Source organism: Verrucomicrobiota bacterium (genome assembly GCA_016871535.1).
Taxonomy (GTDB): Bacteria; Verrucomicrobiota; Verrucomicrobiia; order Limisphaerales; family SIBE01; genus VHCZ01.
The window spans coordinates 1-11,076 of sequence record VHCZ01000208.1; the positions used below are offsets into that span (position 1 = coordinate 1).

Here is an 11,076-nt window from a genome sequence, read left to right on the forward strand (position 1 = left end):
GGCTCGAGCGTCTCGAACGCGAGGGCCGGGAGATCTTCGATCATCGCCAGAAAATCCTGGCGGCGGCAAAGATCAAACGCGGGGCGGTGGTTGCCGACATCGGCGCCGGGACCGGACTGTTCACCCCATTGCTTGCCGAAGCTGTCGGCCCGAAGGGAAAAGTTTTTGCCGTCGATATTGTGAAGTCATTCCTCGAACACATCGAGAAGCGGGCAGCCGCCGCCGGAGTCGAGAATGTGCGGACGGTTCTTTGCACCGAGCGATCCGTCGAACTGCCGCCCAATTCGATCGATCTGGCCTTCATCTGTGACGTGTACCATCATTTCGAGTACCCGCAAAGTTCCCTGGCTTCCCTTCACCGGGCGTTGCGCCGAAATGGGGAAATCGTGATGGTCGAGTTTCGGCGCATTCCCGGACAGAGCTCGGATTGGATTCTGAATCACGTCCGCGCCGGACAAGAAGTCTTCACGGCGGAAGTCGAAGCCGCGGGCTTCAGAAAGGTCGAAGAGATTGATCTTCTGAAGGACAATTATATCCTGCGCTTTCGCAAGCGCGGCGGGCGCATCTCCGAATGAGGGCGCTGAGACAGGCCGAGCCGCCCGCGTAGCGCAGATTTTCAATCTGCCGTATCGCGGAATTACATTCCGCAGGGCCCCGGCAAGTTCTGGCGCTTTGGAATTTGCCCGACCGCCGCCGATTCCAAATCGGCGATACGCCAGACTTCAAGCCTGCGCTACGACCCGTTACGGAGTGTCCTAATTCGGAGATGCGCCCAAGGGCGGCCCATCGGCGCGTTGAGCCTTCCCATGGGCCGTTCAACGTTCAATATTCAATGTTCATCGTTGGACGTTGTCGGTGGGAACATCGAACATCCAACACCGAACGCGGAACGTCGAACCAACGGCCCCGGTACATGGGCCATGAGCAGGTGATCGGACCAAGGGAACTTCCCATGAACCCATCTCCCGGACCGTGGCCTTTAGGCCGCTTCAACGGCGAACTCCAGAGCGGGGCCGGAAGCAGCCTGAAGGCTGCGGTCCGCGCAGTTTGCGGTTCGAGGACGGTAAGCATGGTCCCGAGACCAAGGAAGCTTTCCATGAACCGTTCCTCCGGACTGCGGCCTTTAGGCCGCTTCAGCGCTGGACCCCGGAGAGTGCGCGGAAGCAGCCTGCAGGCTGCGGTCCGCGCAGTTTGCGGTTCATGGGCCATGTGCATGGCTCTGAGGCCAAGGAAGCTTCCCATGGACTGACCCCCTCACCCTTCGCTCTCCCCACCCGATAGGGAGAGGGTGTCGGTAGTAGGTTCAGAGTCCGACGGCCGATGTTCGACGTTCGACGAATCCCCTGTCCAGATTCCAGATCAGCCTGTCCAGGGATGAGACATCGCCGGAGAGGTGTTTGCCTGGAATTCCACGGGTATTCTGGTGTTTTCGACGACGGCATGGAGGCTGCTTTCGCAGAACCACGAATCCACAACGCCGCTTTGCGGAAGGCCGAACAAAAGGAAACCCATATGGACGTGACCGATCTCTTTCCCAGAAACGACAGCCTCGTGTCCTTCAAGCCGGGCCAGGCCATCTTCAAGGCGGGCGAACAAGGCGAATCCATGTTCATCCTCGTGGAAGGCACCGTCGATGTGTTCGTCGGAGACAAACTCGTGGGCACGTTCGAACCCATCGAAATCTTCGGTGAAATGGCGGTCATCGATCCAGGCCCCCGCAGCGCGACCGTTGTGGCCAAAACGCACTGCCGGCTCGGCGCCGTGAATCAGAAGCGATTCAAGTTCCTTGCTCAGCACAAACCGGAATTTGCCTTTCACGTGATGCGCATGCTCGTCGAACGGATGCGCTGGATGGATCACGCCGCGCAATCGAGTCGAACCGCCGAGGCTGAGAAAAGCGCCCAGTTGGAGGAAAAGATTGCGGAGTTGAACGCCATCATCAAATCCCAGGAAAATCGACTCCGAGTGTTGCAGCCCGCGCCAGCGGCAGCTCCCGTTGAAGCCGCGGCCGTTGCCGCGTGAACGCGCGCGCCCGCTGCAGAAGCGTAATCCGGAATTGCCACGGTCCGAAGATTTGGTGTGGCGGACGGCTATTCGGGCACAGCGCTGTACGCCTTCACGGCGTCTCGCAACGCCTGTTTGTAATCCCGCGTCGGTTCGCCGTATCCCTCACGCCGCTTTTGCAGCGCGGGCGCGATGATTTCTCGGCGTGGATCGATCTCGCGCCCGTAAATCAGCGGCCACAGCCGGCGGCAGTTGTTGGCGATGTCATGGCCCTGTTCCTCGTCGAAACTGGGTCGGAACAGATCGACGGCCATCTGGAGTTCGTGAATCAATTCAGCTTGCGTGGGATGACCGGTTTTTCGCATCACAACGCGGAAGGCCTCCAGATCCTTTTCGTCCAGGCGATTCAGCTTCGCGATCAGGATGTCGATCGGGTGGGGAAAGAAAAGTCACGTGGCCGACCTTCGTGGATAGAACGCGAGCGCCCCAATGAGGGCTCGTGCGGAAGTTCAAGCCAGAGCATACTTGAATGTAGAAATCCGAGTGCTCACGGTCCAACCCGGCCTCGCGCACAAATTCAGAGAGATCCTCTTCATCACAGAAAAGACCGATGTCTGCGCTCAGCAATCTGGGTTCGACCGTGATTTGAATCGGCGCTGAGCCGAACAGCGTGATTCGAAAGGGGCGGTCATTGGGCAAAATCCCCGCGAGCTTCTTCAAAGCCACGCCGGCTGGAGTGCTCAGATCAATTGTGTTTGTCCAATAATCTGTAGCCATTCTTCCGTGCTTTCAGAAAGCTCATCGCCTGATCAATGAGCCGATTGGTGACGCCGACCTCTTCAATGAGTTGTCCAGCCAGTCGGAGATCCCGGCTGTTGAGGCGCCCGCGTTCTGTCTTGAGAAGAATCCGGGCTGTAATCCTGGACTTCTTCCAGAAACGGTCCGCTTTTAGTGGCGTCGATTTCACAGTCTCAAGGCTAGAACTGATACCTCAAGTACCCTTGCCTTGCAACGCTGTGCGGAGCAGGCAGTCTAGATCTGCGAGTACGCTGTGGGGCGGAGGAACAGATTGCTGATGTTCGTCACAATTTCGGGATCCGTGTAGCCCGGAGTCGCGCTCAACTTCTTCCATTCCGGGTCGGCGACGAATGTGCCCCAGGCCTTGTCGCGCGCCGCCATGTTCTCGAACACGAGCATGTAAGTCAGATTCGGCATCTTCGAGCCGACCAGCGTTTCTCCGAAAAACACAGGCTGAAGCCCGGTTCGGCGGAAAATCGCGATTTCGCCCTGATTGAACATCTCGATTTTCTTTTTGTTCGCTTTCTTGCTGTGGCTCTCGTAAGTGCGCAACTCGAAGAGCCGCGGCTTCTTTTCCGCAACTCCCGCCGGCACTTCCAGTCTGGGCATACCTTCGAAGGCTGCGAGCAATGAGCTTTCCACGCGCACGTAAGCCGGATCGGACGGCGTCGCGTTGATGAACTCCGCCCCCGTCTTCTGATATTGCGCGTCGGCGCGAACTCGGTCCGTCGCTGTCGCCATCGACTCCAGCGATTTGTGAGTCAAGAGGACGTACGTGGTCGGGCTGTCCGGACCCACCATGACGTTGAACACGCCCACGGGAGCGACGCCCGCGCGATTCCAGGCCGGCACCGCCGCCTCGCGATAAAAGTCATCGAAAAGCTTCTGCTTCGGTCCGCGGCGAAGATGATACATCCGCAACTCATAGAATTCGCGCGCGGGGTTGCTGCTGGCCTGAGCCGCCTGGCCTGTAACCATCGGAGCCAGGCCGGCGACGCTCGTTGCGGCCAGCGAGGATTTCAGAAAGGATCGTCGTTTCATGGAGAGTTAATTCATTTGCGGTCGTTGAATTCAGCATCAAACCGCAGATGACTTGGCGTTCCCAGGGCCGCTTGTCAATCGGACCCGGCGCAATGCCTTGACGGCTGATTCAAGAAGGAGCGCGGGCAGCTTGCCCGCGCTCCTTTCCGCTCTTGTTCACGACCGAGCGAGCGCCTCGACTTCAGCGCGGGTCGGCAGGCTCGGCTGCGCGCCAGGCCGAGTCACAGAGCAAGCCGCCGCCAAGGTGGCAAATTGACCGGCGTCGAGCACGGATTTGTCCTCCGCCAACGCCACGGCAAAGGCAGCGTTGAACGCATCTCCTGCTGCCGTCGTATCGACCGCCTGCACGGACAAGGCCGGCCAGAAGTGGTCAGGTTTCTGTCCCGACAGCAGCGCGCCCTGATCGCCCATTTTGACGATCACGTTCGCGGCGCCGCGACCGTTCAGCTTTCGCGCCAGATCGCGGGCGGTCGTGCGTGTCATCCGCCCCGGGGTTGCACCGGTGAGAAGGGCGATTTCAGTTTCGTTGGGCGTCAGGTAATCCGCGCATTTCAGCAAAGCGTCCGAAAGCGGTCGCGCCGGCGCAGGATCCAGAATCAACGTCGCGCCAGCCTCCTTTGCGATGCGCGCGGCGCTGAGCACCGTCTCCATCGGGATTTCCAGTTGGAGCAAAACGAGCTTCGCGGAGGCAATCAAGGCGCGGCTGCGCTCGATTTGTTCGACACCGAAAGTTCCGTTGGCGCCGGGCACCACGACGATTTGATTCTGCCCGGCCGCATCGATAGCGATGGCCGCGATTCCGCTCGCCACTTTTGGATCGCACGTGACATGCGAAACATCGACGCCGACAGCAGCAAGGTTTGCCTTGAGCCAATCTGCGTGGGAATCGTTCCCCACCTGCCCTACCATGCTCACTTGCCCGCCGAGCCGGGCGGCGGCGTAAGCCTGGTTGGCGCCTTTGCCGCCCGGATGAACATTGAATTCCCGCCCGACGACGGTTTGACCTGGGATGGGAAATCGCTCCAGACTCAGGACAAGATCTGCATTCAGGCTGCCGACGACGACAATGCGCGCGTTCAATCAGCAGTGGACCTTACAGGCCAGGGCCGGCGTGGAAAGACCGGATTCCCACGTCGCGCCCGCCAGAAGCCAAATGCTTGTGGAGGCCGTAGGATAGGCGACAGCCCGGTGTCCGTAGTCCCGGCTTCAGCCGGTCCGGGCCGCCTAAAGGCGGGACTACGAACCTTCGCCGTGTAGTCCATCCCACGGTCTCATCAGGCAGCCCAACAAATGCCCACCCAATTCGTGAACAGGACGCTAGCGCGCTAGCGCGAGCGGGAATGCATTTCTTCAAGCCCCGCGTTGACCTGGGTCATCCGCTCCACCAGGACTTGCCAGGGTTCATCCTGGATGTTCACCAGGCCGTAATTGCTGTTCTCACCATCGAAGCGTCCTTCGGCGGGTTCATCGCAGTACTCAAACCAATGGAACCCCACCATGAAGGGCATCCGGATCAACTCCGTCACATAGCGATCGAAATGACCGGCGCGATCCTGTTGCGTGGACACGGGCTTGCCTGCTCCCTTCGTGTTCGGCAAACCGGAGTCCTGGGCCTTGAAGGAAAACTCGGTGAGCAGGATCGGTTTGCCGGTGGCGCGGTGCAGATTCCGCAACGTCTCGGCCGGCGGCGTGAAGCCGTAGTTGTTGAAGCTGACCACATCGACAAACTCGGCCATCCCCTCGATGACTTCCTGCGGCGCGGCGCCGGCGAATCGGCAGCCGATCACGAGATGGTTCGCGTCTGCGGCCTTGATCGCGTCGCGGCAGAGTTTGAAATACGTCCGGGCGTATTCGCGCAAGAAAGCGCGTTGCGCCGATTTGGCGGCGTCGCTTCCCATGGGCAGCGAAGTCTGGTTCGCCAGCTTATCGAAATCCTTCGCGGCGGTTCCCCACGCTTTGTTGAACGATTCGAAGGAATCGTGTCCGCGGCGGAGAATGCGCCAGGCCGCTTGCTTTCCGGGCGTCTCCGAAGGCCGCGCGAGAAAATCCTCCAGCAGAGATTTCTTCGACCGCCAGTCCGAGCCCCAGCGCAGTTCGTTGTCCGAGAAATAGCCGATCAGAAACGGGTCGCGCGCCCTCGGCAGGCACAACCGCTGCGCCTGCCGCCTCACGGCTTCCTCAAACTTGGGCGAGAAAACGTCCGCCACTTCGCCTTTCAACCAGTTCGCGCCGGCGCTCGCCGCCAAGTTCAGGATTAAAGTGTGCGGCACGCTTTGCTCGGACATCTCGCGGCTGGACCACGCGCCGACCGTATTGAAGCCCCAGCTCTTCAACCGGGCCGCGGTCGCTTCGGCCCACTTCTGCGCCGAGCCGTATTGCGCGGCCGTGACCCGCGCATAGGGTGCATAACCGAGCGACGGCGCCTGGTCGGCGGTGTAACTGACGTGATTGACGCCCTTGGAAAGGAAGGCGTTTCCGTCCGGTGTGATCAACCACCACACGCCCTGGATTTGTTCCGTGTGAAAAAAGCCGGTCGCCTGGCCGCGCACGCCGTCCCATCCGCCGAAACGGTCGCGTGATTCAGCCGCGTGAACTGCGAGGGCGAGCAGGGCAAAGGTCAGCGCGAGAATTCCTCGAATGAAGTCCGCTTTGAACGCCTGAACCCACCCCCAGCCCCTCCCAGGAGGAGAGCCTTGTTGAATATCGTCGTTGGCAGTTCCCCTCCTGGGAGGGGTAAGCGGTGGGTTGATGGGGAGGGTTTTCATAATCGGCGGCGTGAATTCGCATTCATGCGCGGTTTGAATTTTGAGAGTTCCGTCCGTGTTTATTTCTGTGACGGTGGGGCGAGGCTCCTGCCGGGCCACTCCTCGATGGCATTGGCTCGGCGAGAGCCTCGCCCCACCGTCTCGCGGCCGCTTAACGGACCAGGACGCTGCCGCCAAACGTGGATCCATCCACTGTGGACGTTCCCTTCGTCGCTTCCTTCCGAAAGCCAACGAGGATCACTTTGTCCCCGCGCGTCACACGCGCTCCCACGGCGGAGTCGCTCTCCACGCGCTCAGCTTTCCAGTCTGGACGATGCCCGGCTCGAAATGGAACGAGCACCGTCAGGACACCGATCTCTTTGCGTTTCTCCCGAGTTCCGGCCTCGATGTGCCATTGGTTGGGAAATTCGCGGTCGGGCTTCGGTTCATAGCCGACCCATTGTCGAAAAGCCAGCGGCATGGGCGAGAGATATTTGGCTTCGACGCCCGCGTGTGGTTGTTCCACCGACAATTGCGCGTTGCGATCGTCCACGGTGAAAGGCTTCAGCGCGTGGAGCATGAATTGGAACGTGCTGTCCTCTGCGGCGGCCAGGTCATCGTAAAGAACGATCACGGGATTCGCCGGGTCGCGCTTCACAAATGCCACATGGCGTCGATACCGCTGGAGGCGATTCCCATAGGCGGCGGTGGCGTCGCCAACGAGGTAATCCAGTTCGGGCGTCAGTTGAGCCTCCACGATCCGTCCATGCGGCGCCGGGGTGTGTTTGATTTGGCCCTGGCCGTTCACGAGCACCGCATTGTGAGAGACGGTGCTGTGGGCCCATTCGTAATGGAACTTGCTCCCGTGCAAATCTCGATAAACGCACGTCGTCAAGAGAGCGTCGCCATAGGCATTCAATTGAAAACTGTTGTGCGGATTGTGCCCGTGGCTTTGCGTGCCGAACGGACTCGACTTGAACAGCAGATGCACATCCTCGCGGCTGTCGAGCAGCGTCGTGTGCAAACTCGCGACGCCGTGAGAAACCTTGGACTGGGGAAGATCGCTCGGCGCCTCGGCGGCGGGGAGCGACGCCAGATTCGCGTGGTAGAGGAAGCCGAGAACGCCTTCTTCGCCTTTCATCTTCCATTGCTCGGTCCACCATCGCCAGTAGGCCGCGGCGGAGGCGCTCGCGGCGCCGGAGGATCGCGCGCTGCGGATGAAATATTCCATGAAACCGCCCCATCCCGTCGACGGCGGGCGATGCGACAAATCGCCGAAACCCATGTTGGGCGAGTGCGGCGGCGCCACATAAAGCGGAAAATCGCCCACCTGCGCAAAGAACGGTTTCTTCAAGCCATCGATGCCGAGCGCGGACTCGCCACTTGCAGCCACCACACGGACTTGCTCATGTAACCGCCCCAGTAACTGAGGCCCTCGTGCCAGCCGCCGTCGTCGTCGGCCCACACCGGGTAACACGCGTGGAACTTGTTCACGGCGTAATCCAGCCACGTTTCGGCTTCGGGGATTTCGCCGAGGAACGCGAGCGCGCATTCGCCGAGCTTGTGCCAGGTGCGATTGGCGTGGCTGCCGAAGGGACTGTTCAAATGGCCCACGCCTCGCAGCACTTCCCAGCTCTCCCAGGCGTCGGTCGCGCGCCGAAGCATGGCCTTCCGGACTTTTTGCCTGTCCTCCGGACTCAACGCGTCATGCGCCCAATCATAAGCGCGCGGCAGACGATAGAGCATTGGCTTGGCCGCTTCGCAGTTCAGCCTGAAATTCGTCGGGCCATCCGGATCCCACGCGGCAAGGCGAACGATCCATTCGCGCGCGGCGTCGCCGTATTTCTTCTCACGCGTGATCAAATAAACGAACGCGAGTGTCTCGGCTTCCTGGCAGGCTTTCATGGTTTGTTCGCGATTCGGCCACCAGTATTTCACCAGCTCCTTGTTTTCCTTGTCGCGCGCCGAACCCAGATGCTCCGGCTCCGGTGTAGGCCCCGCGGTGATGATCCGATCCGCGTCTGAACGCAGTCTGGCAAAGCGGGCCGCTTCCCTGCCTGCAGCCAGTTCGCGCAATCGCGGCAAATCTTCCGGACGCAGGAACAGGCGCGGATGCGCTTTCGGCGCGCGCTCGCGCTGTTGCGCGCGGGTCGGCATCGGAAATTCCACGGCATCGGCGGGAACAATGACGGATCGGCTAACGCTCCAACCGGACGTCACGCCGTTGGTGGCGACAAACCGATAGCGCCAATGATAGGCGCCGGGAACAAGCGGCGTGTGGTGCGTGTAGGTGTTGAACGGGAGGCTGGCGGCTGTGGCGGCCTCGGTGAAGTCCTTCTTTTGCGACCATTGAATCGTGTAGTTTTGCGCAGCCGGCTCCATGCAGCCAGATGAAGGAAGGCGGATTCAGCCGCGCTGTGGCGCCGTCCGCAGGCCGGTAGCCGACTTCCTCGGGTTTCGGCCGCCGGTTGCTCACGGCCAATTCCGCGGCCTGCATTGCAACGGATGAGGCGAGGAAAGCCAGTGTCAGAGCGGGTGTTTTCATAGTTGGATAGAATTACTCTGCTTGCCGAAGCGATTTGCCAACTGAATTTCTCTGGAGCGGCTTCGCGCGTGGCCAGTTCAACGGACTCCTGCCGCATGCGTATTCCCTCAGTGCAGGTGGGCCGAGGACTCCCACCGAGCCGTGCGTCGACGGCCATTGGCTCGGCGGCAGGCTCGCACCGCCGTTGACCGAAGGGTGAACCGTTCCGCACGCGCAGACTTTGATCCTCGTCAACTCGGATGGGGAGCGCGCGCGCCGTCGCGTGCCGTGGTCGGCGCCATCGCCGACCACAGTCTTCCATCCGAAAACGTGATCCCTGACAAGATGGCATCTCCTACGCTCCGACCGGCGAGGGCACCGGTTGGATCACGCGAGGGCGCGTGTGCTCCCATTCACTTCAGGATCGCTGACCACTGACCACTGCTCTCCGCCCCTTTCAAATCTTCACTTGCCGCACGTGCTGGCCGTCGCGCACGCGATCGCCAGGATACAGAATCACGGCGTCACCTTCCTTCAATCCCTCGACAATCTGCGTTTCCGCTCCGCTGGCTCGTCCCACATTGACGGGGCGCAGGCGCGCCCGGCCTTCGCTCACCACAAACACCGCCCATTGCGGTCCCCGGCGAAACAAAGCGCCGGACGGCACTTTGAGCGCCTGGTCTGTTTCCCAGACGATGATGCGCGCTTCGACGCGGAAGTTGTCGCCCAGACTGCGCCGCTGCTCCGCCGGGGTGATCAAATCCGCGATCACATTGACGCGTTGTTCTTCCACGCCGAGCGCGGAGATCTTGGTGAAAGCGGACGGCTCAACCAGGCGGACCTTGGCCTGGAGTGGTTCACTGCCTCCCCACTGATCCAGCTCGACCCTGGCGCCGGGCAGGATCGCCGCGCCGTCACGTGACAAAACCTCGATGACGACTTCCAGTTCTTTGGGATCGCCGACTTCGAGCAACGAAACGCCGGCCGTTACCACCCGCGCGCTCTCTTCGACGACGCGCAGCACGCAGCCAGTGGCGGGCGATTTGACTTCGGTCGGCGTGCGGGAGGAATTGGGTTTTCCATCGGAGCCGGGAAGGAATTCGGCCAATTCCGCTTCCGCCTGGCGCAAGGCGCTTTCCGCGGCCGCTTTGTCCTTGGCGGCGGAGGACTCGCGCAATTGCACGGTCTCGAGTTCTTGAATCGGGACGGTTTTGTCCGCGTAGAGTTTCTCGAAGCGGCGCAGCTCGCTGGCCGCGAAGCGATGCGCGGCGCGGGCTTTTTCCAGGCTCGCCAACGCCGTGTCCCGCCGGGCTTCAGCCAGGCTGCGGCTGCGTGCGTCGAGCATCGCGGGCGGGAGCGGATCGATCACGGCGACGACCGTTTCGTCGGCGCGCACCTCGGCGCCGGGCTTCAGATCGATGCGCCGGAGTTGGCCCGACACCGGCGCGGAGACCGTGTAACGCTGTTTGAGGCGCGTCCTGCCTTCCTCATCGATTGAGGAACGCAGGGTACCGAGGGTGGCTCGCGCGGTTTCAACGGGAACCGGCTGCGGCCAGAGGCCCGCCACCAGGATTGCCACGATGAGCACGGCGCCCGCGTAAGGCAGCCAGCGCCGCGAGTGGCGGTTATGGTTGCTTCGATCTCCAGGTTTGACCGCCGAGTTTTCGGAGAAACTGGGATTCATTGTGACCTAGGCCTATTCCCTTCCCATGAACCGGACGGTAGGGCGAGCCTGTCCCCAGCGAGCCGATCCAGACGTGCTCAAAGCTCGTCGAGCGGCTCGCCGGGACGGACTCGCCCTACCGGCGATCGGTTCAAGGACCAAGTGCATGGCGCCGCGGCCATGGCAGCTTCCCATGAATCGTTCCTCCGGACCGTGGCCTTTAGGCCGCTTCAGCGCTGGACTCCGAAGAGTGCGCGGAAGCAGCCTGAAGGCTGCGGTCCGCACAATCTCAGGTTCATGGG

The 11,076-nt window shown here is 61.3% G+C and carries 12 protein-coding genes; 3 read left to right on the forward strand and 9 right to left on the reverse strand.

The window, feature by feature from the left end:
- From FJ398_20980 to FJ398_20990, 3 genes are all read left to right on the forward strand, one after another.
- Positions 1–575, forward strand: a 575-nt coding sequence (locus FJ398_20980; GenBank protein ID MBM3840389.1) for a class I SAM-dependent methyltransferase, incomplete at its 5' end; no start/stop codon positions are given.
- A gap of 397 nt (positions 576–972) precedes the next feature.
- A complete protein-coding gene (locus FJ398_20985; GenBank protein ID MBM3840390.1) occupies positions 973–1,281 on the forward strand; it encodes a hypothetical protein in 309 nt (102 codons plus the stop codon).
- A 39-nt stretch (positions 1,282–1,320) separates the two neighbouring features.
- The gene (locus tag FJ398_20990; protein ID MBM3840391.1) at positions 1,321–2,022 is read left to right on the forward strand and encodes a cyclic nucleotide-binding domain-containing protein; all 702 of its coding nucleotides are present in this window, start codon (positions 1,321–1,323) and stop codon (positions 2,020–2,022) included.
- A 68-nt stretch (positions 2,023–2,090) separates the two neighbouring features.
- On the opposite strand, the gene FJ398_20995 is transcribed toward FJ398_20990, so the two are convergent.
- The 9 genes from FJ398_20995 to FJ398_21035 form a co-directional block, all read right to left on the reverse strand.
- On the reverse strand, positions 2,091–2,372 hold the full coding sequence (locus FJ398_20995; protein ID MBM3840392.1) for a hypothetical protein: 282 nt from the start codon (positions 2,370–2,372) through the stop codon (positions 2,091–2,093).
- Between the two features lie 377 nt (positions 2,373–2,749).
- A complete protein-coding gene (locus FJ398_21000) occupies positions 2,750–2,971 on the reverse strand; it encodes a hypothetical protein (protein ID MBM3840393.1) in 222 nt (73 codons plus the stop codon).
- A 65-nt stretch (positions 2,972–3,036) separates the two neighbouring features.
- Positions 3,037–3,843, reverse strand: coding sequence for an NIPSNAP family containing protein (locus tag FJ398_21005; protein MBM3840394.1), 807 nt, complete (start codon positions 3,841–3,843; stop codon positions 3,037–3,039).
- A 156-nt stretch (positions 3,844–3,999) separates the two neighbouring features.
- Positions 4,000–4,923 carry a ribokinase gene (gene rbsK / locus FJ398_21010; GenBank protein ID MBM3840395.1) on the reverse strand — a complete coding sequence of 308 codons (924 nt, stop codon included), beginning with the start codon at positions 4,921–4,923 and terminating at the stop codon, positions 4,000–4,002.
- Positions 4,924–5,168: 245 nt separating this feature from the next.
- The gene (locus tag FJ398_21015) at positions 5,169–6,608 is read right to left on the reverse strand and encodes a beta-agarase (protein ID MBM3840396.1); all 1,440 of its coding nucleotides are present in this window, start codon (positions 6,606–6,608) and stop codon (positions 5,169–5,171) included.
- Positions 6,609–6,759: 151 nt separating this feature from the next.
- Complete coding sequence (locus tag FJ398_21020) at positions 6,760–7,983, reverse strand: hypothetical protein (GenBank protein ID MBM3840397.1); 1,224 nt, start codon at positions 7,981–7,983, stop codon at positions 6,760–6,762.
- Complete coding sequence (locus tag FJ398_21025; protein MBM3840398.1) at positions 7,938–8,969, reverse strand: DUF4962 domain-containing protein; 1,032 nt, start codon at positions 8,967–8,969, stop codon at positions 7,938–7,940. Before FJ398_21025 ends, FJ398_21020 begins: the two co-directional genes overlap by 46 nt.
- A gap of 599 nt (positions 8,970–9,568) precedes the next feature.
- Complete coding sequence (locus FJ398_21030) at positions 9,569–10,795, reverse strand: efflux RND transporter periplasmic adaptor subunit (GenBank protein MBM3840399.1); 1,227 nt, start codon at positions 10,793–10,795, stop codon at positions 9,569–9,571.
- Between the two features lie 12 nt (positions 10,796–10,807).
- Positions 10,808–11,059, reverse strand: a complete 252-nt coding sequence (locus tag FJ398_21035) for a hypothetical protein (protein ID MBM3840400.1) — start codon at positions 11,057–11,059, stop codon at positions 10,808–10,810.
- Between the last annotated feature and the right edge of the window lie 17 nt (positions 11,060–11,076).

Coding starts and splice junctions, on each gene's coding strand:
- FJ398_21025 (MBM3840398.1), bottom strand. CDS start 8,969: ATGGAGCCGGCTGCGCAAAACTACACGATTCAATGGTCGCAAAAGAAG.
- FJ398_21030 (MBM3840399.1), bottom strand. CDS start 10,795: ATGAATCCCAGTTTCTCCGAAAACTCGGCGGTCAAACCTGGAGATCGA.
- FJ398_21015 (MBM3840396.1), bottom strand. CDS start 6,608: ATGAAAACCCTCCCCATCAACCCACCGCTTACCCCTCCCAGGAGGGGA.
- FJ398_21005 (MBM3840394.1), bottom strand. CDS start 3,843: ATGAAACGACGATCCTTTCTGAAATCCTCGCTGGCCGCAACGAGCGTC.
- FJ398_20990 (MBM3840391.1), top strand. CDS start 1,321: ATGTTCGACGTTCGACGAATCCCCTGTCCAGATTCCAGATCAGCCTGT.